Source organism: Conexibacter stalactiti (assembly GCF_033542075.1).
GTDB classification, from domain to species: Bacteria; Actinomycetota; Thermoleophilia; order Solirubrobacterales; family Solirubrobacteraceae; genus Conexibacter; species Conexibacter stalactiti.
The window spans coordinates 1-26111 of record NZ_JAWSTH010000038.1; the positions used below are offsets into that span (position 1 = coordinate 1).

27 protein-coding genes, 1 tRNA gene and 1 riboswitch are annotated in these 26111 nt (G+C 72.0%); of the genes, 13 read left to right on the forward strand and 15 right to left on the reverse strand.

The features are described 5' to 3' along the window. Nucleotides 1-237: hypothetical protein (locus R7226_RS15075; protein WP_318598003.1), on the forward strand; the 237-nt coding region annotated here is incomplete at its 5' end. Nucleotides 238-240: 3 nt separating this feature from the next. Here the strand turns inward: R7226_RS15075 and R7226_RS15080 are convergent. Both R7226_RS15080 and R7226_RS15085 read right to left on the reverse strand, forming a co-directional pair. Beyond that, nucleotides 241-2496 carry a DUF2357 domain-containing protein gene (locus R7226_RS15080; protein WP_318598004.1) on the reverse strand — a complete coding sequence of 752 codons (2256 nt, stop codon included), beginning with the start codon at nt 2494-2496 and terminating at the stop codon, nt 241-243. Beyond that, on the reverse strand, nt 2493-4727 hold the full coding sequence (locus R7226_RS15085; RefSeq protein WP_318598005.1) for an MrcB family domain-containing protein: 2235 nt from the start codon (nt 4725-4727) through the stop codon (nt 2493-2495). The genes R7226_RS15080 and R7226_RS15085 overlap by 4 nt, the downstream gene beginning before the upstream one ends. 114 nt (nt 4728-4841) lie before the next feature. Here R7226_RS15085 and R7226_RS15090 point away from each other — a divergent pair, with 114 nt between their 5' ends. After that, the gene (locus R7226_RS15090; protein ID WP_318598006.1) at nt 4842-6446 is read left to right on the forward strand and encodes a Na+/H+ antiporter; all 1605 of its coding nucleotides are present in this window, start codon (nt 4842-4844) and stop codon (nt 6444-6446) included. 8 nt (nt 6447-6454) lie between these two features. Here R7226_RS15090 and R7226_RS15095 read toward each other — a convergent pair whose 3' ends face one another. From R7226_RS15095 to R7226_RS15110, 4 genes are all read right to left on the reverse strand, one after another. Next, nucleotides 6455-6658: a hypothetical protein gene (locus tag R7226_RS15095; RefSeq protein WP_318598007.1), complete on the reverse strand. Its 204-nt coding sequence runs from the start codon at nt 6656-6658 to the stop codon at nt 6455-6457. A gap of 150 nt (nt 6659-6808) precedes the next feature. After that, nucleotides 6809-7567, reverse strand: a complete 759-nt coding sequence (locus R7226_RS15100) for a hypothetical protein (RefSeq protein ID WP_318598008.1) — start codon at nt 7565-7567, stop codon at nt 6809-6811. A gap of 321 nt (nt 7568-7888) precedes the next feature. Next, nucleotides 7889-7961 (reverse strand) — tRNA-Thr (locus R7226_RS15105). Nucleotides 7962-8021: 60 nt separating this feature from the next. Further along, complete coding sequence (locus R7226_RS15110; protein WP_318598009.1) at nt 8022-11264, reverse strand: sensor domain-containing protein; 3243 nt, start codon at nt 11262-11264, stop codon at nt 8022-8024. Nucleotides 11265-11420: 156 nt separating this feature from the next. Here R7226_RS15110 and R7226_RS15115 point away from each other — a divergent pair, with 156 nt between their 5' ends. The 3 genes from R7226_RS15115 to R7226_RS15125 all read left to right on the forward strand — a co-directional run bounded on the left by R7226_RS15115 (nt 11421) and on the right by R7226_RS15125 (nt 13150). Continuing rightward, the gene (locus tag R7226_RS15115; protein ID WP_318598010.1) at nt 11421-11873 is read left to right on the forward strand and encodes a MarR family winged helix-turn-helix transcriptional regulator; all 453 of its coding nucleotides are present in this window, start codon (nt 11421-11423) and stop codon (nt 11871-11873) included. Nucleotides 11874-11972: 99 nt separating this feature from the next. Beyond that, nucleotides 11973-12899: a universal stress protein gene (locus tag R7226_RS15120; protein WP_318598011.1), complete on the forward strand. Its 927-nt coding sequence runs from the start codon at nt 11973-11975 to the stop codon at nt 12897-12899. Continuing rightward, nucleotides 12896-13150 carry a hypothetical protein gene (locus R7226_RS15125; RefSeq protein WP_318598012.1) on the forward strand — a complete coding sequence of 85 codons (255 nt, stop codon included), beginning with the start codon at nt 12896-12898 and terminating at the stop codon, nt 13148-13150. Before R7226_RS15120 ends, R7226_RS15125 begins: the two co-directional genes overlap by 4 nt. A 72-nt stretch (nt 13151-13222) precedes the next feature. Here R7226_RS15125 and R7226_RS15130 read toward each other — a convergent pair whose 3' ends face one another. Then, entirely contained in the window at nt 13223-14488 is a 1266-nt protein-coding gene (locus R7226_RS15130) for a cytochrome P450 (RefSeq protein ID WP_318598013.1), read from the reverse strand. A 45-nt stretch (nt 14489-14533) separates the two neighbouring features. Between R7226_RS15130 and R7226_RS15135 the strand changes: the two genes are divergently transcribed. After that, nucleotides 14534-15163 (forward strand): TetR family transcriptional regulator, encoded by a 630-nt coding sequence (locus R7226_RS15135; RefSeq protein ID WP_318598014.1) that lies wholly within the window; start codon nt 14534-14536, stop codon nt 15161-15163. Between the two features lie 24 nt (nt 15164-15187). Here R7226_RS15135 and R7226_RS15140 read toward each other — a convergent pair whose 3' ends face one another. Together R7226_RS15140 and R7226_RS15145 are read right to left on the reverse strand one after the other, a co-directional pair. Beyond that, entirely contained in the window at nt 15188-15649 is a 462-nt protein-coding gene (locus R7226_RS15140; protein ID WP_318598015.1) for a MarR family winged helix-turn-helix transcriptional regulator, read from the reverse strand. 3 nt (nt 15650-15652) lie between these two features. Then, nucleotides 15653-17092 (reverse strand): MFS transporter, encoded by a 1440-nt coding sequence (locus R7226_RS15145; RefSeq protein WP_318598016.1) that lies wholly within the window; start codon nt 17090-17092, stop codon nt 15653-15655. Nucleotides 17093-17279: 187 nt separating this feature from the next. Between R7226_RS15145 and R7226_RS15150 the strand changes: the two genes are divergently transcribed. Beyond that, a complete protein-coding gene (locus R7226_RS15150; RefSeq protein ID WP_318598017.1) occupies nt 17280-18128 on the forward strand; it encodes a class I SAM-dependent methyltransferase in 849 nt (282 codons plus the stop codon). Between the two features lie 33 nt (nt 18129-18161). Here R7226_RS15150 and R7226_RS15155 read toward each other — a convergent pair whose 3' ends face one another. Both R7226_RS15155 and R7226_RS15160 read right to left on the reverse strand, forming a co-directional pair. Beyond that, on the reverse strand, nt 18162-18821 hold the full coding sequence (locus tag R7226_RS15155) for a response regulator transcription factor (RefSeq protein WP_318598018.1): 660 nt from the start codon (nt 18819-18821) through the stop codon (nt 18162-18164). Next, the gene (locus R7226_RS15160) at nt 18818-19885 is read right to left on the reverse strand and encodes a sensor histidine kinase (protein ID WP_318598019.1); all 1068 of its coding nucleotides are present in this window, start codon (nt 19883-19885) and stop codon (nt 18818-18820) included. The genes R7226_RS15155 and R7226_RS15160 overlap by 4 nt, the downstream gene beginning before the upstream one ends. A 122-nt stretch (nt 19886-20007) precedes the next feature. Then, nucleotides 20008-20067: riboswitch (guanidine-III (ykkC-III) riboswitch) on the forward strand. Nucleotides 20068-20107: 40 nt separating this feature from the next. On the opposite strand from R7226_RS15160, the gene sugE reads away from it, so the two are divergent. The 3 genes from sugE to R7226_RS15175 all read left to right on the forward strand — a co-directional run bounded on the left by sugE (nt 20108) and on the right by R7226_RS15175 (nt 21730). Further along, a complete protein-coding gene (sugE, locus tag R7226_RS15165; protein ID WP_318598020.1) occupies nt 20108-20428 on the forward strand; it encodes a quaternary ammonium compound efflux SMR transporter SugE in 321 nt (106 codons plus the stop codon). A gap of 39 nt (nt 20429-20467) precedes the next feature. After that, a complete protein-coding gene (locus R7226_RS15170) occupies nt 20468-20899 on the forward strand; it encodes a hypothetical protein (protein WP_318598021.1) in 432 nt (143 codons plus the stop codon). A gap of 150 nt (nt 20900-21049) precedes the next feature. Further along, complete coding sequence (locus R7226_RS15175) at nt 21050-21730, forward strand: hypothetical protein (protein WP_318598022.1); 681 nt, start codon at nt 21050-21052, stop codon at nt 21728-21730. A gap of 12 nt (nt 21731-21742) precedes the next feature. Here R7226_RS15175 and R7226_RS15180 read toward each other — a convergent pair whose 3' ends face one another. Further along, complete coding sequence (locus R7226_RS15180) at nt 21743-22747, reverse strand: hypothetical protein (RefSeq protein WP_318598023.1); 1005 nt, start codon at nt 22745-22747, stop codon at nt 21743-21745. A gap of 82 nt (nt 22748-22829) precedes the next feature. On the opposite strand from R7226_RS15180, the gene R7226_RS15185 reads away from it, so the two are divergent. Together R7226_RS15185 and R7226_RS15190 are read left to right on the forward strand one after the other, a co-directional pair. Then, complete coding sequence (locus tag R7226_RS15185) at nt 22830-22964, forward strand: hypothetical protein (RefSeq protein WP_318598024.1); 135 nt, start codon at nt 22830-22832, stop codon at nt 22962-22964. 7 nt (nt 22965-22971) lie between these two features. Then, entirely contained in the window at nt 22972-23373 is a 402-nt protein-coding gene (locus R7226_RS15190) for an aminoglycoside phosphotransferase family protein (protein ID WP_318598025.1), read from the forward strand. Nucleotides 23374-23461: 88 nt separating this feature from the next. On the opposite strand, the gene R7226_RS15195 is transcribed toward R7226_RS15190, so the two are convergent. From R7226_RS15195 to R7226_RS15205, 3 genes are all read right to left on the reverse strand, one after another. Beyond that, entirely contained in the window at nt 23462-24049 is a 588-nt protein-coding gene (locus tag R7226_RS15195; protein WP_318598026.1) for a histidine phosphatase family protein, read from the reverse strand. An 87-nt stretch (nt 24050-24136) separates the two neighbouring features. After that, nucleotides 24137-24562: a VOC family protein gene (locus R7226_RS15200; protein WP_318598028.1), complete on the reverse strand. Its 426-nt coding sequence runs from the start codon at nt 24560-24562 to the stop codon at nt 24137-24139. Nucleotides 24563-24652: 90 nt separating this feature from the next. Then, entirely contained in the window at nt 24653-25522 is an 870-nt protein-coding gene (locus tag R7226_RS15205; RefSeq protein ID WP_318598029.1) for an AraC family transcriptional regulator, read from the reverse strand. A 209-nt stretch (nt 25523-25731) separates the two neighbouring features. Between R7226_RS15205 and R7226_RS15210 the strand changes: the two genes are divergently transcribed. After that, nucleotides 25732-26109, forward strand: a complete 378-nt coding sequence (locus tag R7226_RS15210) for a hypothetical protein (protein WP_318598030.1) — start codon at nt 25732-25734, stop codon at nt 26107-26109. Nucleotides 26110-26111: the final 2 nt, after the last annotated feature.

Here is a 26111-nt window from a genome sequence, read left to right on the forward strand (position 1 = left end):
CCGGCCGCGGCCGACGGCACGCCCGCGCCGGGTGCCGCGGGGGAGCGCGCCGCCGCGGCGCCGCGCCACGCGCCGGCCAGCGAGGTCGAGCTGACCGCCCGCACCGACCTCTCCGGCTGGCTCGACCGCCTGCTGCTGGCGGCCGGCGGCGCGCACTGGCTGAGACGTTCGCTGGAGCTGACGCTGCGGAATCTCGCATCGACGCTCGGCGATCCCGCGCCGGTCGAGCACCGTTAGGTCCTAATCCGGGTCGGCTGCGCGCAGCACTTCCAGCCAAGTAGTGCACGTCGGGCTCCCGAACAGATGTCTCCCATCGCGATGTGTCTCTTCGATGAGCCTTCTGATGTCGATGCGGCTGAGCCAGGTGGGCTGGTCGGGAAGCCGCTCGATCGCACAGCACAGGTAAGCGTCACCTCTCGGCTGCGGATAACCGCGACTTCTCATCGTCTCTCGGCTGACCGCCTGCCAGTGCGAGACGCGCCGGAACAACGCCGGAGGATGTCTCGCAGACCGACTGCCGTACAACAGCAGAAGTCTTGCGTCCAGTTCTATCGCCCCATCGGCGATCGCGCCGCGGCGTCTCCCCCCGCGAACGTTATAGAGACGCGCCTCCTCGATCCATCTCCGGTGTCTCTTGCCGCGCACATAACCGAGCAGCACAGCGCTGTCAGCCGGAGGTCGCTCGAGAAACTCGCTCGCAGACACCGAAGGAGGGACCGGCTGATCACTCCCGTACGTAACATCGCTCCAGTAGCGTGCCCGGTCGAGGCGGCTTGCACGGTCTGCGACGTGCTCGAACAGGTGGACGAGAAACTCGCGCAGCGCACGAGAGGCGTTTCTGGACCGGTCGGGAACGAGCGGGAACGCTCCCAACGACGGCAGAATCTCGCTCTCCGCAAAGCGATACTCGAGTCGGCCTCTGCCGGGAAAGAGCACGAAGGCGGCCGCGCTGTTTCGGATCCCGTCTCGATACGCGTGCATCTTCAGGAGGTCGGCTGCCACTGCGTCTTCTCTCGTTGACTTACCCCCTTCGCCTCCAGCAGAGCTCGACGCGTCAGACGCGTCGAGACGAACGCGATACTTGGCATCGAAATGCACCCACCATTCCCGTCGGGCGCCTCCGTCCTCCGTCATCGTGCGCAGCAGTAACGAGCAATCGGGATTCATCCGCCGAGTCCACGATCTGAACGTTGGAGACCTAGGCGTGAAGTAGCGGTTGAAGAAGAGCTCCGCTTCGATGACCCGGCCCTGCACAACGTGCTCGAATTTGAGCTGCGATCTCAGTCCGCGTTTGAGCTTCAGCGACATCTCCCCGTCGTCGGTCTGGAACAGCTCGCGGGTCCGCGGCTGCCCGCAGATGTCGCCGACCTGTTCTGCCAACTGCATGAAACACCAGTACTCATAGAGCGTGTCAACGTTTCGCTGAGAGACCACAAACGGGTCTTCAACCGTCATGTCGAGCCCGAGTGACGCCTCAATGATCGCCGCAGCCGCCGCGACCTGACGGTAGCCGTCGTGCTTGAGCAGCACCTGGTTTCCCTGTGGGAACGCGGCAAGCGACCCGACCTCTCGCAACGACGGGTGCGCGAGCAACTCGTCGAGCAGTTCGATGGCGCGAGCGACCTGGGACCGTCCGCGACGTGCGGGAGCTCTCCCCAGTCTCTGTCTTTCGATCGCCTCTCGCGTCGCGACTGCCAGTGCTCGCCAACGCTCGAGCACGAATCTGACGTACCGGTTGGGCACGTTGTCCGAGGTGCTTTCGCTCCGTTCGACGTACATGCCGCGCGGCACGGACGGAACGAGTGCTGACGCAGGCAGCGCAGTGCGTGGGCCAGGGCCGGCGAGGGACGTCCCCAGCCACGCGCCGCCTCGCATCGCCGTTCCTAACGCATGAGGCTCCAGCACCGATCGCCATGAGCGGTGAGGATGCGCGACGATCCGTCTCAGCGCCTCATAGAGATCGCGGTCAAAAAGGTGAAGGCTCAACAGCGCGAACTGCTGATAAAGCAGTTGGGGTTTGCGATCCGCAAGCGGCTTGTAGCGTCCGGCGCTCGGCGCGAATCCCTGGTGCAGAAGCTCGACGGCCACGTCAGCGATGTCTCGCTGCATCGCGAAGAACGCATCTGCGTCGAGTTTGCGCGGCCGCACCGTCAGGCCGGCTCGCGCGGTCCATCGCTCTCTGGCGAGTGTCCGTTCGACGGTGACCTCTACCTCCCCGACCGCCTGGCCCGTGTTCAGCCGTCCGGTAAGCCCGGTCTCGTCATCCGGATCGAACAGCTCCTCAGGACCCACGGAGAAGCCCACACCTTCCAGCTCGAGCTTGTAGCGGTATCTCGCGCCCTCTTCGACCTCGACAGCCGGCGCTGAGCGCACATGGCCGGGTGTTCCGCTGACGTCGAAGATCCTGTGGTTCGAGCGTGGTCGCGTCGAGATCACGAGCCTGCCAACTGACCGGCCCCGCCGATCAAGGAGTCGCAGGACCGCTGAATCGCTCATTCAGTGAAGCTGACGAATTGGTTGATACGAACCGCGGTGAGCATCCGACTGACCTTGGACGCCGTGAACTCGAGCTGAGCTGACTGGACACCGGACGACGCGAGTTCGAGTTCGTCGAATGAACGTGAGGGATCTTCGGCGAAGACGAGCAGCTTTTCGAGCAACGGCTCGACACGCGCACGAGCACCATGAATTCTCGGCAGGATCTTCAAGAGGACGATGTGATCGAGGGTGCGATCGATATCGGCGCCACCGATTTCGTGAAGCGCCGCGCCGAGCCGAAGACTCTCCCGAAACGCACGGTGACCAAATTCGTCACCGGTGTCTGCCAGCAGGCGGTGCAGCGTCTTCAACCGTTCGCTCAGCTCGTCGAGATACGCAGGCGGGTGATCGATGTGCCAGTCGTCGTCACGTGCGACAGAGAGGAGGCCGGCGGGCAGGTCGGGATCCGCTGCGGCCAGCCTGCGCGGTTTGCGACGGGTATGGTCGAGGTCGTCGGTCGCGGTCCGAATTTCGAAGGTGACGGCGCGATCGAGCACCTTGGGCGAGAACAGGTACGTCGTCTCGTCGACGTTCACCGTGCCGATCACGAACAAGTTCGACGGCAGCGGCAGCAGCGTGGTGACGCTGCCGCGCGGTCGCCACTCGTCCCCTTGCGCCCGCTCGAGGTCAGGGATGACGCCTTCGCGGGACTCCACTCCCGACAGGAAGTCGGAGAAGTACCGTTCCACATGGGCGAGGTTCATCTCATCGAGCAACAGCAGGTAGGGCTGTTCCGGCTCCCGCAACGCCGCCAGGATGAACTCGAGCGTCGCGGGCACAGCCCAAGCCGCACGACCGAGCCGGTCGCGCGACTGCAGCGCGTCCTGGTAGCCGAACAGCGCCTCCGGGCCGTTCCAGTCGGGCCGTACGGGCACCACCCGTGTTCGGCCGGGACCGAACCACTCACCGAGGCGCAGGGCGAGCTGGGTCTTTCCGCTCCCGGACAGTCCGGTCAAGATCACGAACGGCTTCGTGACCAGCGCCGCCAAGAGCGCGTGGATCCGATCGCCGCCGCCGGTCGGAACGTGGAGACCCGAGTTGTCGACGGCTACGCGGAAGGCGTCAGCGATCTCGTCGAGCTGCGGCAGGGTACGCACCCGCCTCGCTCTCGCGGCTGTTGACGGCATGTTCGGTTGGGACGCGCGAATCGGCGCTGACGCGAGCGCGAGCAACGGAGAGTCGTCATCGACGACAGCGACCGGACGGCTCTGCGCGATCGAGGAGCGGCGGAAGGCGTCCACCAACCGCTCCGAGATGCGCCCCTCGGAGAACTCGATGTCGTCCGCCGCCCCCACCTCTTCGAAGCGCACGCGGTATGGGTAGAGATCATCGGGCCAGAGAGGCGTTTGGTCCTCGAAGACCCCTGACGAGAGCCGCGCGAAGATCACACGTTGCAAGCCGTGCGGCAGCCACTCGTCAAGCTCTCTTCGCGGACTTCCACCCGTGTACCCGCTTCCGAACAGCAGCAGCGATCCGGCCGAGAGCTCTTCCAGGCCTTTCGGCCAGGTCTTCCAACCCCAGGTCTTCTGCTCTTGGCCGATGGTCAGATTCGGCAGCGCGTCCCGGCCGACATATACCGCTGCGATCGCACGCGTCTGATCGCGTTCGATGTGGCGATTGACAACGTCAAGAGCAGTCTTAAGGTCCTTCACCAACTCACCGTCCTGCGGCACCGAGCCTCGTTCGTAGAGCTTGAATGCCGCCGTCGCACGCTCGTACCGCCTGCCAAGTTGTGTGCTGGCGTGCAGGTCGAGTTGCTGATCGAGCACAAATCCGGCGGCGTCGAGCTCGCGCTTGCCGGCCTGCAGGAGCGCGTCAATCGTCCAATCGAGCTGTGCCGGGCCGTTTCCCGTTCTGGAGAGCGCGACCGTCGTACCTTGGGTCACGCAGAGCGCCACTGCGCTGCCATCGCCCCGGAACAACAGCGCGACGTACGCTCCATCTTGGGTGGTCTCAGTCTCACGCGGATCAAGAAACGTCACCCACGGGACGCCAGCCCAGTTCCCTCTCCCGATGGAACTGACGATCTTCAGCGGCGGCGAACGCATTGTGACCGGTCCCGATTCCGCCAGTGCCTGCTCAAGTCTCTGGAAGAGCTGTTTGATCGGTGGATTTCCACCGAACGTCCCCGTCGCAGCACGCGGGTAGTCGCCGAGGATCCGCTCAAGCAGCTCCTGGATTTCGCTCATCCGACAAACCCCGCACCGGCGGGACCGACGCCCGCACGATCCAGCCGATCACTGTGATTTTGCCCCATGATCGGCAGCATACGTTCCGGCGCGGCTGGCACATTGCCGCGCACGGTGCCGAGGCTGTCACAGCCCATCCGCGATGATCTGCCGATCCTCGACGCGATCCTCATCGGCCTCGGCGGCCTGCTGATCATCCTCGCCGTGCGGGTCGCCGCCGATCGCACCGGGATGCCGGCGGCGGTCCTCTTCGTGCTCACCGGGACGGTGCTGTCGGTGCTGCCCGGGCCGACCGACCACCTCGACCCCGACGTCGTGCTCGAGCTGCTGATCCCGCCGCTGCTGTTCGCCGCGGCGTTGAACGCGAGCCTGTTGCAGATCCGCTCCCACCTGCGGCTGATCGCGTCGCTGTCGATCGGGCTGGTGCTGGCGACGGCGGTCGCGGTCGGCGTGACGCTCGACCTGCTGGTGCCCGGCCTCGGCTTCGCGGCGGCGCTGGCGCTCGGCGCCGCGGTCGCGCCACCGGACCCGGTCGCCGCGCTCGCGATCGGGCGCCGCGCGCGGATGCCCGAGCGGCTGACGACGTTGATCGAAGGCGAGGGACTGCTGAACGACGCGACCGCGCTGACGCTCTACGGGATCGCCGTCTCGGCCGCGGTCGGCGGCGGCTTCGCGGCGCCGGAGGGCGTGGGTCGGTTCCTGTGGGCGGTCGCCGGCGGCGTCGCGGCCGGGCTGGCCGTCGCGTGGGCGGTGCGGCTCGTGCGCACGCGCGTCGAGGACCCGCTCGTTCAGAACGCGCTCTCGCTCGCGACGCCGTTCGGCGCCTTCGCGCTGGCGCAGTCGGCCGAGGCGTCCGGGGTGCTCGCCGTCGTCGTCGCCGGGCTGTGGGTCGGCCATCAGTCGTCGCGGATCGACACGAGCGAGACGCGCCTGCAGACACGTTCGGTCTGGCGGCTGATCGAGTTCCTGCTGGAGGGCTACGTCTTCCTGCTGATCGGGCAGCAGGCGCCGGAGGTCGTCGACGGCCTCGGCGAGTACGCGACCTCGACCGTCCTCGCGGCCGCGCTCGGCACCGTCGGCGTCGTGCTGCTCGTGCGGCCGCTGTGGCTGCTGTGGCTGCGGCGGATCACGCGCGTCTCCGATGGAACGACGCTGTCGCTGCGCGAGGTGGTCGCGCTCTCGTGGGCCGGCACGCGCGGCGTGATCACGCTCGCGACCGCGTTCGCGCTGCCGCTCGACTTCCCCGACCGTCACCTGCTGCTCTTCTGCGCCTACCTGGTCGTGCTCGTGACGCTCGTCGGCCAGGGGCTGACGTTCGCGCCGCTGCTGCGCTCGCTGAGGCTGAGAGCCGACGAGAACGAGGAGCGGCGCGTGCGCGCCGAGGCGAGGCTGGCGTCGATCGAGGCCGGCATCCAGCGGCTCGACGAGCTGCTCGCCGACGAGCGTGTCCCGCCCGACGTCGCCAGACGCCTCCGCCGCGCCTACATCTCGCGCCGCGACCGTGCCGCCGCGGGCCTGCGCTCGCTGACCGACGATGACGACGAGGCGCTCGACCGCGTCACCGCCGGCGTCGAGGCGCTCGGCAGGCTGCGACGCGAGATGATCGACGCCGAGCGCGACGAGCTGATCCGCTGGCGCGACGCCGGCCGCCTCCCGGACGCGAGCCTGCGCGTGCTCGAGCGCGAGCTCGACTACCAGGAGGGCTCGCTGCCGGGGTGAGGCGCGCGCTACGCCCGCGGCTCGCGCACGAAGACGACCTGCGCGGGGACGAGCGCGACGCGCGCGCCGTCGTGCTGCTGGGTGACCTCGGCGAGACCACCGGCGGCGGCCGCCGCGCGCAGTCGCTCGACGACCTCGTCGTACTGCTCGGCGACCATCAGCTTGACGCTGTCACCGGCGTTGGTCGCGGTCGTGTGGATCACTGCGCCCATCTCGCCGGCAACGCTACTACGCGCGATCAGGAGACGCCGAAGCGGAACTGGACGTGCAGTCGCGCCGACCCGGCCCGCCCGGTGTAGACGACGACGCGCCAGCGGCGACCGGTCGCAGGGCCGGATCACCATCGCGTCGCGCGGCTCAGTTCATCTGCGCAGCCGGAAGGCGAACGAGCTGCCCGTCCGTGTGCAGCCGACGCGCGCGACGGTCGCGCTGACCGTCCGGCGCGAGCAGCTCCAGCCCGGCGTGCTCCAGCGGGCGCCGCCGGCCGTGCCGGCGCGGATCGCGCGGCGCGCCGCGTCGCAGCCGACGCCGACCGTCTCGATCGCCGATATGCCTGCGCCCGCTCCGCGCGGCGAGCAGACCGACAGTGTCGGCGGGACCGCCCCCGAGCCGCGCACGCCGGCGGTTCGCGGCGAGACGGTCAGCTCGCCGTAATAGCCGGCGCCGGGCGTCTTGCCGTTGTCCCTCCACGACAGCCCCAGCAGACTGCTCGGCGAGACCGTGGCGGTCGTCGAGCGTGAGTAGTCGAAGGCGCAGCCGACGTTGCAGATCACCTTCACCTCGTAGCTCAACTCGCCGACGACCGGCCCGCCGCCCGCTCTGCGCACCTCCCAGACGACGCGCGCCCAGGTGTCGCCGAAAGGCGTGTTCTGCTGGTACTTGATCGGGACCGACGTCGTCAGCGGCGGGATCGTCGCGGCGCTCGCCGGGATGTCGGGCGCCTGGATCCAGCGGTCGACGTTCTTCGCGTGCGTCGTCTTGTACGTCAGCTCGTACTGCGTTGAGTTGTGCACCCTCATGCCGAGCAGCCAGACGCCGGCGGAGGCCGGCGCGGCGCAGAAGGCGAGCCCGACGGCAGCGGCGAGGGCGGCCGCAGCCGCGGCGAGGATCGGACGACGCATCTTGACTCCGTGGGTCGACGAGGACTTACCGAACATCCCTCGGTAAATCGGCACGGAGCGGCTCGCCGTTGAGCGAACGGACGGACGTACGAGCTACGGAGCGCCGCGCTTCAACAGGGGACGTTGGCGTAGAAGGAGACGCTGCGCTGCCCGTTGCGGCAGACCACCGTCAGCCCGCGACATCGCCTACGAGGCCGGCGACATCCGCTGTACTGGCTCACGGGGACGTGTCGTCCACTGGCAGACCGCCTCGTGAGCAGCTCGCTCCGTCACTCCCCCCGAAACGACGAAAGCCCCGCCGTGGCGGGGCTTTCGGAGAGAAGCCCTCTGACGGACTCGAACCGTCGACCCCTTCCTTACCATGGAAGTGCTCTACCAGCTGAGCTAAGAGGGCAGCGGATGCCAGCGTAGCGGACGGGGCCGTCCGCCGCATCGCCGAGCGGGCCGGAGCGGGTCAGCGCGTCGCGGCGGAGGCCCGCAGCAGCGCGGTCGCCTCGGCGGCCGCGAGCGGGCGCGCGAACTGGAAGCCCTGCGCCAGCGGGCAGTCGCGCTCGACGAGGAAGCGGCGCTGCGCGTCGCTGGTGACGCCCTCGGCGACCGTCACCATCCCGAGCGCCGCGCCCAGCTCGATGATCGCGGTGATCATCGACGCCGCCTGTCTGTCGTCGGGGACGCCGCGCAGGAACGACTGGTCGATCTTCAGCGTCTGCACCGGCACGTCGCGCAGCCGCACGAGCGAGGAGTGGCCGGCGCCGAAGTCGTCGATCGCGAGCCTCACGCCGAGCGCGTGCAGCGCCAGCACGACCGGGTTGGCGCGCTCGGCGTCGAGCATCGCGGCCGACTCGGTGATCTCCAGCGTCAGCGCCGTCGGGTCGAGCCCGTGCTCGGCCAGCGCCGCGCGCACCGTCGAGGGGAAGTCCGCTCTGCGCAGCTGGCGCGGCGAGACGTTGACGTGCACGTGGCTCGCGAGCCCGTCGGCGGACCAGGCACGCTGCTGGGCGCAGACCGCGTGCAGCACCCAGCCGCCGATCGCCTCGATCAGGCCGGCGTCCTCGGCCAGCGGGATGAACTCGTTCGGACCGACGACCCCGCGCTCGGCGTCCTGCCAGCGCACGAGCGCCTCGAAGGCGCGCAGCGAGCCGTCGGCCGGCGCGACGATCGGCTGGTAGTGGACGACGAAGTCCTCGCGCTGCAGCGCCCGTCGCAGCTTGCTCGTCAGCGACAGCCGCGCGAGCGTCTGGCGCGAGTCGCCGCCATAGCTGGCGATCCCGCCGCGGCCGGCCTGCTTGACCTCGTACATCGCGGCGTCGGCATGGCGCAGCAGCGTGTCGGCGTCGGCGGCGTCGTCGGGGTAGATCGAGATCCCGATCGAGGCGCCGACCTCGAACTCGGCGTCGGCGAGGTGGAACGGCTCCAGCAGCGCCGTCTCGACCTGCTTGGCGACCGCCTCGGCGCTGAGACGGGGATCCTGCGCGAGGTCGGTCAGCAGGATCAGGAACTCGTCGCCGCCCTGGCGCGCGATCAGGTCGCTGGAGCGCACGACCGTCTTCAGCCGCACCGCGATCCGCTTCAGCAGCTCGTCGCCCGCGGCGTGACCGAGGCTGTCGTTGACGGCCTTGAAGTCGTCGAGGTCGACGTACAGCAGCGCGACCGCGCTGCCGCCGCGGCGCGCCCGTGCCAGCGCCAGCGCGAGGTGCTCGTCGAGCAGCGCTCGGTTCGGCAGCCGCGTGAGCGAGTCGTGGTAGGCGAGGAAGGCGATCTGCTCCTGCGCGCGGCGCCGCTCGGTGACGTCGGTGAAGACCGACACGACCCCGTACGGCCGCGCCGCTCCCTCGCGGAAGATCGGGTGGCTGCTGACGGTCGCCCACACCTCCCAGCCGTCGTCGCGCTCGAAGTGGACGACTCTCTCAGGCTGCCGCAGGCCGCTCTCCAGCGCGCGTGCCGAGGTCGTGTTCTCTCTCGTGACCTCGGTGCCGTCCTCGAAGGTCATGCGGATCCCGCGCTCGACCAGCCTCCCCTCCTTCAGCTCCTCCTGCGAGCTGGCGCCGAAGATCCGCACCGCCGCGTCGTTGCAGCTGATCACGCGACCGTCGGGGCCGTAGATCAGCAGCCCCTCCTCGAGCGCCCCGATCACCGCGCGGCCGCGCTCCTCGCTCTCGGCCAGCGCCGCCTCCGCGATCCGCGTCGCGGTCACGTCGGTGATGATCCCCTGCGTCAGCCGCGGCCGCCCGTGCTCGTCGCGGATCACGGTGTCGTGCTCCCACACCCACACGACGCGCCCGTCGGCGGCGATCATGCGGTACTCGCAGTCGAACGCCTTCTCCTCGCGGAAGGCGTACCGCGTCTCGGCCATCACGCGGTCGAAGTCGTCAGGGTGGATCTGGTCCTCCCACAGCGTCGTCTCGCCGACCCAGGTCGCGGCCGGGAAGCCGAGCAGCGCTTCGATCTGCGGGCTGACGTAGACGAACGTGCCGAGCTCGTCCCACTCGGCGATGTAGGTGACGGCCGGGATCGTCTCGATCAGCGTGCGGTAGCGCGACTCGGTCTCGGCCAGCTCGACGGCGGCGCTGACGCGCGCGGTGACGTCGTGGAGGATCCCGATGTAGCGCCGCACGACGCCGTCCTCGTCGACGACCGGCATCAGGAAGATCTCGTTCCAGAACGGCGAGCCGTCGCGACGGTAGTTGCGCACCGTCACCCAGCACTCGTCGCCGGCGCGCAGCGCGGCACGCATCTCGGCGACCGCCTCGGCGTCGGTCTCCGCCCCCTGCAGCAGCGACAGGTTGCGGCCGAGCACCTCGTCGGAACGGAAGCCGGTCAGCTGCTCGAACGCCTCGTTGACGAAGGTCGCGGGCCAACCGCCCGCGCCGTCGGCGTCCGCGATCACGATGCCGTTGTTGGTCGCCGCGAGCGCCCGCTGGTGGAGGTCGAGCAGCGCCGCGCCGCGGCGGTAACGCAGGTGCAGCGCGACCTGGCCGGCGAGCGCGGCGACGTCGGCGACGAGCTGCAGGTCGGCCGGCGCCGTCGGCGGCAGGTGCAGCTCCAGCACGCCCTCGCAGGCGCCGCCGGCGACGAGCGGGATCGCCAGCGTCGCGCCCTCGACGACCGCCTCGCGCGCGGCGCAGGCGCGCGCGGCGACGTCGTGCGCCGGCTCGGAGGCCGTCGCGGTCCCGTGAGTGCGGCGGTCGCGCAGCTCGCCGCGCGCGGCCGCCTCCCAGGCGATCCCGCCGTGCGCGCTGAAGACCTCCGCCAGCACGCTGAGCGCGTCGCCGAGCAGCTCCTCCGGCGAGGGCTCGGTCGCGAGCCGGTCCGCGAGCGCGCGCTGCGCGTCGAGCAGCCTGCGCGCACGGCGCGCGGCGCGGCGGTCCTCAGAGCTGCGGCGCTCGCGCGCGACCGCGTCCGCGAGACGATGGCGCTCGGGCTCGTGCGCGACCGCTCTGTCGTCGGGGCGGTGGGCGTCGGGCGCCGTCAGCACGAGCGCGATGTCGGCGGCGCGCGCGGCGGCGAGCGCCGACTCGACGTCGGCCCGCTGCGCCTCGCCGTAGACGATCGCGTGGTAGCCGCCCTCGCCGAGCGCCGCGGTCAGGGCGTCGGGGTCGTGCAGCGTCACCGCCTCGATCGGCCCGCTCGCGCCCTGCAGGGCGTCGACGAGCTGAGAGGCGACGGTCGGGTCTCGATGGACGACGAGCGCGCGCACTGGAAGGGGGTGGTGAGGCGGCCCCGGGCAAGGTCCCGGGTACCGGTCACTCGTACGGGGTCTGACGCAATTCTCCTGCATGGAGAGTGGCGCAAAGCGGGCGGTCGCGCGGCGGTTGCGCCGTCGCGCCGGGGGCGGGGCCTACCATCCAGGACGATGACCGACGACCGCGACGCCGCCCTCGACGCGCTCAAGGACCAGCTGTCCGAGCTGCTCGCCGCGCAGCGACGGCTGCGCGGCCGTGACGCCGGGCAGCGCAAGGGCGGGCTCAGCTTCCCGCAGTATCGGCTCGTGCGCGAGCTGGCGAGAGCGCCCGGCGGCGAGCTGGCCGCCAGTCAGCTGGCCGCGGCCGCGGAGCTGTCGCCGCCGACCGTGACGCAGATGCTCGACCAGCTCGCGGCGTGCGGGATCGTCGAGCGGACGCGCTCGGAGAGAGACCGCCGCGTCGTCACCAACCGCCTCACCGACGAGGGCCGCCGGCGGCTGGAGGAGAAGGACGCCGCGCACGCGCAGAAGTGGCGCGAGACGTTCGCCGCGCTCGACCGCGACGAGCTGCTCGCCGGCGCCGCCGTGCTGGAGCGGCTGAGCCGCCTCTACGACGACCTCTGAGCGGCGCGCGGGCATCCGCTCGCGTGGGGTCGGGCACACTCTGAGCGAGCGTCTGCGCGTATCGTTGAGTCCAGCTCCCCCGACCGAGGAACCGCCCGCATGCCCAGCACGATCATCGTCGGATTCGACGGCCGCGACCACGCCTCCGACGCGCTCGCGCTGGGTCAGCTGCTCGCCCGCACGACCGGTGACAGGCTGCTCGTCGTCTGCGCCTACCCGGAGGATCCGCTCGGCCACGGCGGCGCGATCGCCGACATCGGCACCTCGGTCCGCCACGACGCCGAGGCGGCGATCGAGAAGGCGCGCGCGCAGGCCGGCGACGGCGGCGGCGTGACGATCGAGTTCCACGCGATCGCGGGCGCGAAGCCGTCACAGGTGCTGCACGACCTCGCCGAGGAGCGCGACGCGGCCGCGATCGTCGTCGGCGCCACCCACCACGGCGCCGCCGTGCGGCTGCTGACCGGCTCGACCCCCGAGCGCGTGCTCGACGGCTCGCCCTGCCCGGTCGCGGTCGCCCCGACCGGCTTCGCCGCCGCCAACGCCGACCACGCCACCAGCGGCACGCTCGGCGGCAGCGGCGGCAGCTCGCTGCAGGTCGCCGTCGCGTACGACGACTCGCCCGAGGCGGTCCACGCGCTCGACGCGGCCGCCGCCTTCGCGCGCCGCGCCGGCGGCAGACTGCGCGTCGTGACCGCGGTCAACAGCGCCGTCGGCCTCTACCCGCCGCTCGACCCGACCGCCTACGCCGAGATCGCCGACCTCGCGCGCGACGCCGCGCGCGAGCGGCTCGACGACGCCGTCGCGAAGCTCGAAGGCCTGACGGTCGACGCCGCCGTCGTCGACGGCGACCCGGCCAACGTGCTGCTGGAGGACTCCGAGCACGACGACCTGCTGTTCACCGGCTCCGGCGGCAAGGGCCCGTTCCGGCGCGTGCTGCTGGGCTCGGTCTCGACGACGCTGCTGCGCGAGGCCGCCTGCCCCGTCGTGATCGTGCCGCGCGGCAGCGGCGAGGCGGCGCCGTCATGAAGACGGCGCTGGTCGCGACGCGCTACGTGCTGCCCGCCGTCGTCGTGCTGGTCGGGCTCGTCTTCGTCGCGATCGATCCGGCCGGCAACTGGGAGGGCGCGGCCTGCCTGATCGGCGCCGGCCTGTCGATCTCGCTGCTCAACATCCTCCACCGCGTCGGCGTTGACGGCGACAGAGACCGCGACCGCGAGAGCGCTCAGCGCCGTTACTTCGACAAGCACGGGCACTGGCCGGACGAGCAGAGACGCTGAGCGAGCGGCCCCGCCACGCGAGTTCCCGCCCGCGGCGGTCCCACCACGCGCTGACGTGGAACTCGCAATGCGTCACCAGACGCACTCCATCCGCTTCACCGCATGGATGAAGCCGGGGGTGCGGAACAGCGCCGGCTCGCCGACCTCCAGCGTCGGGAGCGTGCGCAGCAGCTCGCCGAACAGCGCGCGCAGCTGCGTTCTCGCCAGCGACGAGCCGAGGCAGTAGTGCGGCCCGCCGCCGCCGAAGCCGAGGTGGTGGTTGGGATCGCGCGTGACGTCGAACGTCCACGGCCGCTCGAAGGCGCGCTCGTCGCGATTGCCCGAGTGGTAGAAGAGCAGCACCTTCTCGCCGGCCGGGATCTCGACGCCGTGCAGCTCGACCGGCCGTGTCGTCGTGCGGCGGAAGGTCAGCACCGGCGTCGCCCAGCGGACGAACTCCTCGACCGCGGTCGGCAGCCGGCCGTCGAGGTCGTCGAGCAGCAGCGCGCGCTGGTCGGGGTTGGTCGTGAGCGCGCGCATCGCGTGCGAGGTCGTGTGGCGCGTCGTGTCGTTGCCGGCGACCGCGAGCAGCACGAAGAAGGCGGCGATCTCGGCGTGCGTCAGCCGTTCGCCGTCGACCTCGGCCTGCACGAGCGCGGTCATCAGGTCGTCGCGCGGCCTGGCGGCGCGCTCGGCGGCGAGCGCGGTCGAGGTCTCCGTCAAGGTCCACAGCGCCTCGCCCAGCTTCTGCAGCGGCGGCACGTCTGACCAGCTGTCCTCGTCGAGCGCGGTCACGAGCACATCGGCCGCCTCGACGACGCGCTCGCGATCGGCCTCCGGCACGCCGACCATCTCCGAGATCGTCATCAGCGGCAGCCGCTTTGCGATCAGCTCGACGAAGTCGCCCCCGCCCCCGGCCTGCGCCGCCTCCTCCACGACGACGCGCGCGTTGGCCCGTATCCCCTCCTCTATCCGCGCGACCTGGCGCGGGCTGAAGGCGGCCGAGACGAGCTTGCGCAGCGACGTGTGGCGCGGCGCGTCCATCGCGAGGAAGGAGAGCGACGCCTCCAGCATCTCCGGCGGCGCGTCGCCGAACATCACGCCCTGGCCCGAGCAGAAGGTCTGCGGATCGCGCGAGACACGGCGGATGTCCTCGTGGCGGACGAGCGCCCAGAAGGGCCGGTCGTCGCGCTCGCCGATCCCGAGCATGTCCTCCGGCGCGGGGTGGCGCGAGAGCGGCCGCTCGCGCCGCAGCTCGGCGAAGACGACGTCGCGCTCCTCCGCCGGGAGCTGCCAGAAGTCGGCCGTTCCGATGCGGTTGTCCTCGACCGGCGGGGGCGCGGCGTTGGGCGGTGTCATGAGCCCGACGCTAAATCAGGAACCGTTGTGTGTCAACATTGAGGGATGCCCGTCGAACGCCCCTACCGCGGGATCCCCGCCGACGCGCGCGTCGCCGACCGCCGCGAGCGGCTGCTCGCGGCCGCCCGCGCCGAGATAGCCGCCGGCGGCGTCGCCGCGCTCAGCGTGCGCGCGATCTGCACGCGCGCCGGCCTCACGCGCCGCTACTTCTACGAGAGCTTCAGCGACCTCGACGCGCTGCTGCTGGCCGCCTTCGACGCGCTCCACGCCGAGATCGCCGACGCCGTCGTCGGCGCGCTCGCACAGGTGCGCGAGCAGCCGTTCGACGTGCGCGCCCGTGCCGCGATCGGCGCCGGGCTGGAGGTCGTCGTCGCCGAGCCGGCGAAGGCGCGGCTGCTGGTCGCCGCCGGCGGCGAGCACGGCGCACTGGCGGCCCGCCGCGCCGAGGCGGTCGACGCCTTCGCGACGCTCGTCGCCGCCGAGTTGCCCGGCCCGCCGGAGGCGCGCTCGCCGATCGCCGCGCGGATGGTCACCGGCGGTCTGATCGAGACCGTCGACGCGTGGCTGCGCGGCGTGGTGCCACTGGACGAGGAGGGCCTGATCGCCGAGGCGGCGCGGCTGGCGAGCGCGCTGGCGGGGGCAGCCGGAGGAGCAGCGGAGAGTTCTGGTCGCTGAGCGACCAAAACTCTCCGCTGCTCGCTAGATCTCGTCCATCAGCTGCGCGAGGCGGTGCAGCAGCCGGGTCGCCTCGCGGCGCTCGTCGTCGCTCAACGACGCGCTCGCTCGCACGAGGCCGGCGTGCAGGTACGACCAGCTCTCGTCGAGCACGCGGCGCCCCTCGTCGGTCAGCGAGACGAGCACGGCGCGGCGGTCTCTCACGCACTTGCGGCGCAGCACGAGACCGTCGCGCTCGAGCGTGTCGAGCATCCGCGTCGCGGTCGGCTTGGCGACCATCGCGGAATCGGCGAGCGCGCCGACCGTCAGCTCGGACTCGTGCAGCAGGCCGCTCAGCAGCAGCGCCTGCGGCAGCGACAGCGCGCCTTCGCCGTCACCGCACTTGCGCCGCGCCTTCGCGCGCTGCGACGCGCGCGAGAAGCGGCGCCACGCCTCGATGAACGCCTCGTGCCCGGCGGTGAGCGGGGTGGCGACCGCGACGGCCATCGCTCACGCCTCCGCTCCGACGAGCGCCGCGTGCTCGGCGGTCGCGCCGCTGGCGGCGGCGCGGCGGCGCGGGATCCGAGTCGCGATCAGGCCGGCGAGCAGGCCGGCGGCGCCGGCGATCAGGAACGCGAGCGTGAAGCCGCTGTCGCTGGAGGCGCCGGTCGAGGCGAGCACGTGGCTGGCGAGCACGGTGCCGGCGATCTGCGAGCCGATCGCGGCGCCGACGTTGCGCAGCAGCGTGTTGACCGCGGTCGCCTCGCCGGTCTGGTGCTGCGGCACGACCTCGATGATCAGGTTCGGCATCGCGGCGAAGGCGGCGCCGATGCCGGCGCCCTGGAGCGCGCCCCACAGCAGCAGCAGCGGTGCGCTGCCGTGCGCGGCGGCGTAGGCGAACAGCGCGACGCTCGTCATCAGCGCGCCGACGATCAGCGGGCCCTTCGAACCGTGGCGGGCGCCGAAGCGGCCGGAGAACGGCGCGGAGAACAGCATCAGCAGCGTCGAGGGCAGCATCAGCAGGCCGGCGACGGTCGCGTTGGTGCCGAGGCCGAAGCCGGTCGACTCGGGCAGCTGCGCCAGCTGCGGGACGAGCACGAAGCCGGCGAACATCGCGAAGCCGACGAAGATCGTGGCGACGTTGGTCAGCAGGACCGGCTTCAGCGCGAAGGTGCGGATGTTGACGAGCGGCTCCTTCTGGCGCAGCTCGAACCAGCCGAAGATCGCGAGCACGGCGAGGCCGACGAAGATCAGGCCGAGCGTTCTCGGATCGCCCCAGCCCCAGGCGCCGCCCTGGCTGACGCCGATCAGCGGCAGCGCGAGGCCGAACGCCAGCAGCGCCGCGCCGCCCCAGTCGATTCTCGCGGGGGTGCGGACGGGCGACTCGGGCACGATCAGCTCCGTCGCGACGATCGCGATCGCGGTGATCGCGAGGCCGAGCCAGAAGATCCAGTGCCACGTGGCGTGGTCGACGAGCAGGCCGCCGACGACGAGGCCGAAGCCGGCACCGACGCCCATGATCGAGCTGATCAGGCCGATGCCGCCGGCGACTCTCTCGCGCGGGAACTCGTCGCGCACGATCCCGAAGGCGAGCGGGAAGAGCCCGCCCGCGGCGCCCTGCACGATCCGCCCGACGACGAGCATGCCGATCGAGTTGGAGACGGCGCAGATCGCCGAGCCGATCCCGAACGCGATCAGCGTGATCACGAGCACCCGCTTCTTGCCGAAGATGTCGCCGAGACGACCGATCACGGCGGTCATCACGGAGGCGGCGACGAGGTAGGCCGTCAGCGTCCACGCGACGGCGGAGGTGGTGATGCCGAGCGAGTGCTGGATGTCGGGCATCGCCGGGGCGATCATCGTCTGCGAGAGGGCATAGGCGAGCACGCCGAGCGCGAGCACGGCGAGCGTCGTTCCAGGATTTCGGCGGGCGTTGTCTGCGGGTGGCACGGGCGGGGGCTCCGGGGGCTCGAAGTAATTCGTAGGTACCTAAGTATTAGCACGCTAACGACCCTTCGCAAGGCATCTGTGACGAGGCGCACGGAGCGGCGCCGACGCGGGCGGGCGGCGCTCGCGCGCGCCGTGCGGGGCGAGCGCCGCACGCGCCGGACGGCCGGCGCCTAGACTCGGCCGCGCCATGCCGAACGAGCTGCACGAGCGCAACCGCGCCTCCTGGAACGCCGCGACCGAGCGCCACCTGACGCACAGACGCGACCTGCCCGCGCGTCTGCGCACGGGCGCGCCGATCCTGTTCGCGGAGGAGCTCGAGCTGCTCGGCGACCTCGCCGGCCGGCGGCTCGCCCACCTGCAGTGCAACGACGGTGCCGACACGCTCGCGCTGGCGCGGCTCGGCGCCCGCGCGACCGGCGTCGACATCTCCGACGTGGCGATCGCGGCGGCGCGCGCGCACAGCGTCGCGAGCGGGATCGCGGCGAGCTTCGAGCGCGCCGACGTGCTCGACTGGAGCGCGGCCGCGACCGCGCGCGGCGTCAGCTTCGACGTCGTCTTCGCCTCCTACGGCGCGCTCCCCTGGATCGCCGACCTCGACGCCTGGATGCGCGCCGCGGCGGCGGTGCTGGCGCCGGGCGGCCGGCTGGTCGTCGTCGAGTTCCACCCGCAGCTGTACGTCTTCGAGGAGGGCTGGCGGATCGAGCGCTCCTACTTCGGCGCGCCCGGCGGCAACGTCTGGCAGGAAGGCGTCGAGGACTACGTCGGCTACACCGGCGGCGGCGCCGGCGAGGCGGCCGCGGCGGCGCGCGGCTGGGTCAACCCGCACCCCTGCGTCGAGTTCCAGTGGACGATCGGCGAGGTGATCGGCGGCGCGCTCGCGGCCGGCCTCGCGCTCGAGCGGTTCGCCGAGCATCCGCACTGCAACGGCTGGCAGCCGTTCCCCGACATGCGCGGCGACGAGCAGCGCCGCTTCCACCCGCCCGCGGGCAGAGAGCAGCCGCTGATGTTCTCGCTGGCGGCGCGCAAGCCGGGGTAGGCGCGGGCGGCGCGGCCGGGCGCGACGCGTGGCCTACGGCTGCACGAGCCCGCGGCGGATCGCATAGCGCGTCAGCTCGACGCGGTCGCGCATGTGCAGCTTGCCGAGGATGTTCGCGCGGTGGCGTTCGACGGTCCGTCTCGCGATCCCCAGCTCGAGCGCGATCTGGTCGTTGGTGTGCGCCTCGGCGATCAGCTTCAGCACCTGCAGCTCGCGCACGGTGAGCGGGTCCTCGGGCGCGTCCTCGCCGGCGCTGGCGCGCTCCAGGTAGTCGCGCACGAGCGCGGTGATCGCGGCCGGGTAGAGGAACGACTCGCCGCGCATCGCCGCGCGCACCGCCTCGACGAGGTCCCTGTCGGCCGCCGTCTTCAGCACGTAGCCCGAGGCGCCGGCCTTCAGCGCCTCGAACAGGTACTGCTCGTTGTCGTGCATCGACAGCATCAGGATCCGCAGGCGCGGCGCGCGGCGGCTCAGCTCGGCGGCCGCCTGCAGGCCGGTCAGCCGCGGCATCGCGACGTCGAGGATCGCGAGGTCGACGTCGTCGGCGGCGCCGCGCTCGACCGCCTCGGCGCCGTCGGCGACCTCCGCCACGACGCGCAGGTCGGGCTCGCCGTCGAGCACCAGCCGCAGCCCCGCGCGCACGACCGCGTGGTCGTCGGCGAGCAGGATGCGGGTGATCAGCGGGGTGCTCATCGCGCACCGTCCGCGCCGCCGTCTGCGTCATGCGCGCCGCGATCTGCATCGGGCGCGCCACGGTCTGCGTCGGACGCGCCGCGGTCTGCGCCATCTGAGCACGGCACCGTCAGCCGCACCGTCGTGCCCACCCCGGGCGCGCTGTCGAGCTGCAGCCGCGCGTTGACCAGCACTGCCCGCTCGCGCATGCCGCGGATCCCGCGCTCGCCGCCGCGCTCGACCGCCGCCGGGTCGAAGCCGGCGCCGCGGTCGCGCACCGTCAGCGTCACCGCCCCGGGCGGCTGCGCCTCCAGCCGCAGCTCGGCCGTCTCGGTGCCGGCGTGGCGCGCGACGTTCGTCAGCGCCTCCTGCGCGACGCGGTAGACGACCAGCTCCTCGTCGTCGCCGAGGCGTGGCAGCCCCGGGTCGATCTTGTGCGTCACGCGCACGCCGCTGTGACGGCCGCTCGCGGTCGCCAGCGAGACGAGCGCGCTGGCGATGCCGAGGTCGTCGAGCGCCTCCGGGCGCAGCCGGCGGGCGATCTCGCGCACCTCCTCCGCCGCGTGCCGGGCCAGCTCGCGCGCCTCCTCGACGTGCTCGCGCTGCTCGGCGCGGCCGGCGTCGGCGTCGCGCACCGCGCGCTCCAGCTGCAGCACGACGGCGGTCAGCGTCTGTCCGACCTCGTCGTGCAGCTCGCGCGCGATCCGGATCCGCTCGGCCTCCTGCGCGGAGAGCGCGTCGCGTGCGGAATCGCGCCGCTCGCGCTCCAGCCGCTCGATCATCTCGTTGATCGCGCGCGTGACGGCGGCGACGTGCGGGTCCGAGCCGCGCTCGCCCGCGACCCGCTCGCCCGGTCGCAACGGGTCGACGCCGCGCGCGAACGCGGCGAGCTGGTCCAGCGGCGCGAAGGCGCGCCGCAGCAGCAGCCAGTCGAGCACCAGCAGCACGAGCACCCCGAGCAGCAGGATCGCGATCTCCCAGGCGGTCGGGTCCTCGCTGACGGTCACGGGCGTGAGCACGAGCACGGCGACCGCCACGGCGAGCACGGCCGCGTTCGTCGCCAGCACACGCCAGATCAGCGGCATGCCCGTGAGCGTAGTGGTGCTTCGCATTTGGAAGTTCCACGGCGTCGCCCCGGCGGGCCATGCCGTGATGGGATCTTCCGCCACCCTGCGGGGCGTGCTACGCTAAACGCGACCGTGGTCTCACTTAGTCGATCCGGTCCCGGACGAGACGCGCCGTACCCGGTCAGCCAAGACGACGCGCATCAGCCTTGCCCCCCACACGTCCGCAGGAGCGCATCACTCATGCCCTGGCTCATTCTGTCCGCCGCCGCCATGCTCGAAGTCGCCTGGGCGATCGGCCTCAAGTACACCGACGGCTTCACCAAGCTCGCCCCCTCGATACCGACCGTCGCCGCGATGATCGCGTCGCTGCTGCTGCTCTCGCACGCCTCCAAGACGCTGCCGATCGGCACCGCCTACGGCGTCTGGGTCGGGATCGGCGCGGCCGGCGCCGCGACGCTCGGGATCTTCCTCTTCAACGAGCCGGCGAGCGTGGCGCGGATCTTCTTCCTCGCACTGCTGCTCGCGTCGGTCGTCGGGCTGAAGGTCACCTCCGGGCATTAGGATCCGGCGCCTCGACGCACCGATCCACGGAGGAACTCGATGTCACGCACCCGCTGGACGCTCGCCGCGGCGATCGCACTGCTCGCCTGCCTGCTCAGCACCGCGCCGGCCGGCGCGGCCAGAAAGGCGACGAGAGCGCAGACCGCCGCGCTCGCGAAGGCCGTCTTCGCGTCGCCGCTCGGCGGCGGCGACCCCGACTTCAAGGCGAGATACCGCGTGATCGACGCGAAGATCTCGACGATCAGCAGATCGTGGGCGACCGCGACCGTCGCGCCGAAGCCGAGATGGCAGGACAGCCTCCAGGGCGGCTACGTGATCGCCGTCCAGCCGGCCGGCACCAAGAGCTGGGTCGTCGTCGACTTCGGCAGCGCCGACGTCGGCTGCGGGATCGCGCCCAACAGCGTGATCGCCGACCTGCTCGGGATCAAGACGATCAAGTCCGTCTGCCCGACCGGGACCGGCGTCGAGTAGCGACGCACGGCTGGCGCGTCGCCGCTCGTTAGGCAGCGCGAGAAAAGGCCGCACGTTGCGGACGAGCCGGCCCCGTTGGGGCCGGTTCGGTCCGAAGCCCCGGTTAGGGTCTTCCTCCCGATGCTGGCCCCCGCCGAGATCATCCACACCGTGAGCGAGATCGAAGAGCTGCTCGCCTGCAACGACGGGCTGATCGGCGTCTCGACCGGCTACATGATCGGCGCGCGCGGCGACTGGCCGCGCCTGGCGGCCGCCGCCGAGGTGCTCTCCGACGACGTCGTCGAGCTGTCGGCGCTGAGCGCCCGCGAGCTGCCGAGCCTTCTCTCCTTCCTCGACAACGTCGCGGAGCTGCCGTTCCGCCACGTCTCGGTCCACGGCCCGTCGAAGGGCTGGGACGACGCCGCCGAGCCGCTCGCGCGGATGCTCGCCGAGCTGCCCGCGTCGGTCGAGGGGATCGTCATGCACCCGGAGACGCTCGGCGACGCCGGCGCCTTCGCCGCGCTCGGCAGCCGGCTGCGGCTGGAGAACATGGACCCGCGCAAGTCGGACGCGCGCACCGCGGCCGAGCTGGCCCCGTACTTCGAGCGACTGCCGCGAGCGCGCTTCTGCTTCGACATCGCGCACGCCCAGCTGCACGACCCCTCGATGGCGCTCGCGCACGAGCTGGTCGACGCCTTCGGCGACCGCCTCGCCGAGGTCCACGTCAGCTCGATCGAGCGCAGCGGCGCGCACGTCCCGCTGCGGCCGGAGGACGCCGAGGCGTTCCTGCCGGTGCTCGAACGGTGCACGGGTGTGCCGTGGGTGCTCGAAGCGCCGCTGCCTCCGCGCTGACGCTTTCCGGTCTCAGAAGATCGCGTAGTCCTGCGTCGTTCTGCGCAGCCCGTCGCCGAACAGCAGGCTGATCAGGCCGCGATCGATCGCGTGGCCGAGCTGGGTCACCTCGGCGAACCGCTCCGAGGCGTCGGCGGCTTCACGGCCGTCGATCGCGTGCAGCTCGGCGCGCACCTGCTCGTCGCCGATCAGCCGCAGGAAGCGATCGTAGGCGCCGAAGACGGCAGCGCCGGGGATCAGCGCCTCGTAGTGCAGGAAGGCGGCGGCGACGCGGTCGGCCGGCGGCAGCGCGAACTGCGCGGCGAGGAAGTCGGGGATCTGCCCGGCGGTCAGCTCGTGGCAGCGCAGCACCGGCAGCAGGCCGCTCGCGAACAGCAGCTTGCGCGAGGTGCGCAGCTTCGCATTGCGCAGCCCCCACCCCTCGCCGGCGCGCTGACGATCCTTCGCGACGAAGTCGACGCCGATCGTGCGCCAGTAGCGGACGAGGTCGTTGAGCAGGAAGCGCGGCGGGCGGAACTCCTTGACCGAGTCGCTCAGGTAGTCCTCGATCACGTCGCGACGAGTGCCTTCGAGCACCGCCGGATTGCAGGCCGCGACCGACTCCAGCATCAGCAGCATCCGCCGCGTCAGGTTGGTGTTGGAGTCGTCGTCGAGGCCGATTCTCTGGACGAGGTCGGCCGAGTAGACGACCTTCGCGAAGATCCCTTCGCGCCCTGGGCTGCTCGACCCCGACGGATCGGCGGCGAAGGCTCGCCCGACCGCCTCCGGCAGCGGCCGCGGCGGCGCGCTTCTCTTCGCCCCGCGCACGAGCACCATGTAGTCGTCGTCGGAGCGCGGCGTCAGCTCGCGGCGGCCCCACGAGCCCATCAGCACGACGGTCGCGTCGTCGTCGACGGCGAGCGCGGACAGCAGCTCGCGACGCCTCGCGATCCGCTCCGCCGTCCGTTCGCGGGCGCGCAGCAGCTCGGCGACGTCGGCGCCGGTCACCTGCTGGAGCTGCTCGAGCGAGCTGGCCATGGGGCGCTCATCCCATTCGAGCGCAACGGCGCCGATCCTGCCAAGCGCCGCCGCGACGGGCGCGCGGTGGTTTGATGGCGCGATGCTCGACGAGGCGATCCGCCGCCGCTTGACCGAGCGCTTCGGCGCCCGCGCGATGCCGTGGCTCGACGGACTGCCGGCGCGAGCCGCCGCGCTCGCCGCGCGCTGGCAGATGGCGCTCGCGTCGCGCCGCTGACGCTGCCATGCAGCGGGCGGTCCCGGCCGGCATGCTCGAGCGCGGTCACGCGCTGGCGCGCCAGCTCAGCGACGACCGCGCCGTCCCGCCCGCGCTCGTCCACGGCGACCTCCATCCCGGCAACGTGCTCGACGGCGGGAGCAGACGCGGCCTCGTCGCGATCGACCCGCGCCCGTGCGCCGGCGATCCGCTCTTCGACGCCGTCGACCTGACGCTGTGGGACGTGGACTCGGTCACCGCCGCGCACGCGCGCGTCGCCGCGGTCGCCTCGGAAGCCGGCGCCGACCGCGAGCGGCTGGCCGCGTGGTGCGCAGCGCTCGCGGGAATGGCGGCGGCGAGCCTCGCGACGCGCGCGAGCGGCACCGCGGCCCCAGCGCAGATCGCCGCGCTGCTCGCGCTCGCGGCGTGAGCAGCGCCGCGCGCGCACGAGTGCAGGTCTGCTGCTGCTGAACGACAGCAGAGCTGCAGTCGTCGCCGCGCGCGGCGGCTGGCGGCGCTCAGCTCGCCGCGGTCTCCGTCGCGCTCGGCGGCTTCTGCGCCTCGGCGGGGTCGCCGTCGAGCGGGACGAGCGCGCCGTTGGCGAGCGGCGCTCTGATCGGGCCGGGCTCGCCGCGCCGGCGCGCGAGCGCCATCCGCGCCGTGACGCCGTGACAGACGACCAGCGCCGGCTGCGGCCCCTGCTCGATCTCGGCGATCGCGGCCATCACGCGGTCGCCCTGCTGCTGAAAGGACTCGCCGCCCGGAAAGGCGAACGACTCATCGCCCGTCAGCCACGCGTCGAAGGCCGCGGCGTCCTCAGCCCGCACCTCCTCGAAGCTGCGATCGGTCCAGTCGCCGGTGTCGGTCTCCATCAGGCGGTCGTCGAAGCGGATCTCCAGCCCGGTGAGGGCGGCGACCGCCTCGGCCGTCTGACGAGCGCGTCTGAGCGGGCTGGCGTACAGCGCGACGAAGCCGTATGGCGCCGCGTTCTGCGCCAGCTCCTGCGCCTGCTGGAGGCCGGTCTCGTCGAGCGGGACGTCGCCCTGCCCCTGAAAGCGCCCCTCGTGGTTGTAAGGCGTGCGGCCGTGCCGTGCGAGATAGATCACCCGCCTCAGGCTACAACGGCGCCGCTCGCGGCTCGGGGCGGCGCCGCCGCGACGGCGCCGCACGCGGGGCGGCGCCGCCGCGACGGGCTACGCCGCGGGCACCTCCGGCACGTAGCTGCCGAACGTCCACAGGTTGCCCTCGGGGTCGCGCGCGGTGTAGTCGGTGCCGCCGTACTCCTTCTCCTCCAGCTCGAGCACGATCTCCGCCCCGGCCGCGCGCGCCCGCTCGCAGTGCTCGCGCACGCCGCCGTCGAGCGCGACGTACAGCATCGCTCTGCCGGGCGGATGGGAGATCCGCTCGTACGGTGTGCCGCTGCCGGCCGAGCCGCCCATCACGAGCTGACGCCCGAGCGCCAGCTCGCAGTGGCCGACATGGCCGTCCTCGCCGGCGACCACCATCAACGGCTCGAAGCCGAACGCCTCACACAGCCAGTCGATCGTTCTCCGCCCGTGCGCGAAGTTGAGGATCGGCACGATCGCCGGTGTCGTCATCGCCGTCTTCGTCGCGGCCATCTCGTCAGCCCTCCTGCTCGCGGGTTCGTGCCGACGACGCTACGCCCCTCGCCGCGTGCCGTCTTGGACGAACGTGACCCGCGGACCGCGTCAGGCGGCGAAGCCGGCGCCGTCGGGCAGGCGACGGGCGAAGAAGGCGCTCGGCGGGTCGCCGGCGAAGGCGCGGAAGTCGCGGTTGAGATGAGCCTGGTCGTAGTAGCCGCAGTGCAGCGCGATCTCGGCCAGGCGCGCGCCGTCGTCCTGCTGCAGCAGCCCGACGACGCGGTTGAAGCGAACGATCCGCGCGAGCGTCTTCGGCGGCAGGCCGAGCTGCTCGCGCATCTGCGCGACGAGATGCCGGCGACTGCAGCCCAGCTCCTGCGCGAGCGCGCCGATCGCCAGCCGGCCGCCGCTCTCCTCCAGCCGCCGCCACGCCCACGCGACCGACGGCAGCGGCGGCGGCGCGTCGGCCAGCCGCGCGCAGATCGCCACGTCGAGCAGCGCAAACCGCTCGCGCCAGCCGGGCGCGGTCGCGAGCCGCTCGACCAGCTCGCCCGCGGCGCGCTCGCCGAGCACGTCCTCCAGCGCGACGACGGCGTTGGCCAGCTCGCGCAGCGGCTGGCCGAGCACGCGGCGGGCGCCGAGCGGCGTGAAGTAGATCTCGACGCCACGGCTGAGGCCGTCGTGCTCGACGATCGCGTACTCGTCGTGGAGGCCGGCGACGAACGAGACGCGCCGGCGCCGCGTGCCGCCGTCGGGGTCGGCCGGGTCGAGCAGGTCGAACGGCAGCCCGAAGCTGACGATCACGGGGACCGCGCCGATCGGCATCTGGCGCCGGCGCAGCGGCAGCGGCGTGCGCTCGTCCCAGCCGACGTAGTGCTGCACGACGTCGCGCAGCAGCGGCGCCGGGCCGCGGTAGGCCATCTCCCAGGAGCCCAGCGGCGAGCTGTGTCGCGCGGTCTCGATCGCCGGCACCGGCATGCCGTCGAGCCTAGCGCGGAATGCACCGAAGGACGAAGCACTGTGGACCGCGACGCGCCGAGGGAGCGCGCCGCGGCCCCGAGCGGTTCGCTCCTCACGGCGCCCCGCCTCGTGCTTTGCCTGCCCTCTGCGGCGGCTGCCGACACACCAGCAGTCCGCGCACGCCATACAAACTAGACATTGTCAGTCGGGTTTACTAGGATTAGGTCATGGCAACCCAGACGAAGGTCCCCAACGACACGCAGCCGGCCCTCGACCTGCTGGCGGCGGTCTGGTGCCAACTGCAGGACGGCCGCGGCATCGTGGACGACCTCTCGGGTCGGCCGATCCGCGGGATCGAGCACTACGCCGATCTGCTCGACCTCGACAATCCGGTGCCGCTCTCGGCGATCCCGCACGAGCTGCCGGACCTGCCGTTGCCGCGTTACGCCGACCTCGAGGCGGAGACGCGCGAGCTGGTCGCGCGCGAGGGCGATCAGGCCAGCAGCGTCGACGCGGCGCGCACGCGCGAGCGCCTGATCAAGGCGACGGCGCTGATCGCGCGGCATGCGCTCGACATGCACACCGCGCGCAGCCGCGGCGCCTAGAC

What these genes read in the sequence shown, in the direction of transcription:
- R7226_RS15080 (WP_318598004.1), bottom strand. Translation starts at nt 2,496, where the DNA reads ATGAGCGATTCAGCGGTCCTGCGACTCCTTGATCGGCGGGGCCGGTCA.
- R7226_RS15085 (WP_318598005.1), bottom strand. Translation starts at nt 4,727, where the DNA reads ATGAGCGAAATCCAGGAGCTGCTTGAGCGGATCCTCGGCGACTACCCG.
- R7226_RS15095 (WP_318598007.1), bottom strand. Translation starts at nt 6,658, where the DNA reads ATGGGCGCAGTGATCCACACGACCGCGACCAACGCCGGTGACAGCGTC.
- R7226_RS15100 (WP_318598008.1), bottom strand. Translation starts at nt 7,567, where the DNA reads ATGCGTCGTCCGATCCTCGCCGCGGCTGCGGCCGCCCTCGCCGCTGCC.
- R7226_RS15115 (WP_318598010.1), top strand. Translation starts at nt 11,421, where the DNA reads ATGACCGACGACCGCGACGCCGCCCTCGACGCGCTCAAGGACCAGCTG.
- R7226_RS15120 (WP_318598011.1), top strand. Translation starts at nt 11,973, where the DNA reads ATGCCCAGCACGATCATCGTCGGATTCGACGGCCGCGACCACGCCTCC.
- R7226_RS15125 (WP_318598012.1), top strand. Translation starts at nt 12,896, where the DNA reads ATGAAGACGGCGCTGGTCGCGACGCGCTACGTGCTGCCCGCCGTCGTC.
- R7226_RS15130 (WP_318598013.1), bottom strand. Translation starts at nt 14,488, where the DNA reads ATGACACCGCCCAACGCCGCGCCCCCGCCGGTCGAGGACAACCGCATC.
- R7226_RS15135 (WP_318598014.1), top strand. Translation starts at nt 14,534, where the DNA reads ATGCCCGTCGAACGCCCCTACCGCGGGATCCCCGCCGACGCGCGCGTC.
- R7226_RS15140 (WP_318598015.1), bottom strand. Translation starts at nt 15,649, where the DNA reads ATGGCCGTCGCGGTCGCCACCCCGCTCACCGCCGGGCACGAGGCGTTC.
- R7226_RS15150 (WP_318598017.1), top strand. Translation starts at nt 17,280, where the DNA reads ATGCCGAACGAGCTGCACGAGCGCAACCGCGCCTCCTGGAACGCCGCG.
- R7226_RS15155 (WP_318598018.1), bottom strand. Translation starts at nt 18,821, where the DNA reads ATGAGCACCCCGCTGATCACCCGCATCCTGCTCGCCGACGACCACGCG.
- R7226_RS15160 (WP_318598019.1), bottom strand. Translation starts at nt 19,885, where the DNA reads ATGCCGCTGATCTGGCGTGTGCTGGCGACGAACGCGGCCGTGCTCGCC.
- sugE (WP_318598020.1), top strand. Translation starts at nt 20,108, where the DNA reads ATGCCCTGGCTCATTCTGTCCGCCGCCGCCATGCTCGAAGTCGCCTGG.
- R7226_RS15170 (WP_318598021.1), top strand. Translation starts at nt 20,468, where the DNA reads ATGTCACGCACCCGCTGGACGCTCGCCGCGGCGATCGCACTGCTCGCC.
- R7226_RS15180 (WP_318598023.1), bottom strand. Translation starts at nt 22,747, where the DNA reads ATGGCCAGCTCGCTCGAGCAGCTCCAGCAGGTGACCGGCGCCGACGTC.
- R7226_RS15185 (WP_318598024.1), top strand. Translation starts at nt 22,830, where the DNA reads ATGCTCGACGAGGCGATCCGCCGCCGCTTGACCGAGCGCTTCGGCGCC.
- R7226_RS15190 (WP_318598025.1), top strand. Translation starts at nt 22,972, where the DNA reads ATGCAGCGGGCGGTCCCGGCCGGCATGCTCGAGCGCGGTCACGCGCTG.
- R7226_RS15200 (WP_318598028.1), bottom strand. Translation starts at nt 24,562, where the DNA reads ATGGCCGCGACGAAGACGGCGATGACGACACCGGCGATCGTGCCGATC.
- R7226_RS15205 (WP_318598029.1), bottom strand. Translation starts at nt 25,522, where the DNA reads ATGCCGGTGCCGGCGATCGAGACCGCGCGACACAGCTCGCCGCTGGGC.
- R7226_RS15210 (WP_318598030.1), top strand. Translation starts at nt 25,732, where the DNA reads ATGGCAACCCAGACGAAGGTCCCCAACGACACGCAGCCGGCCCTCGAC.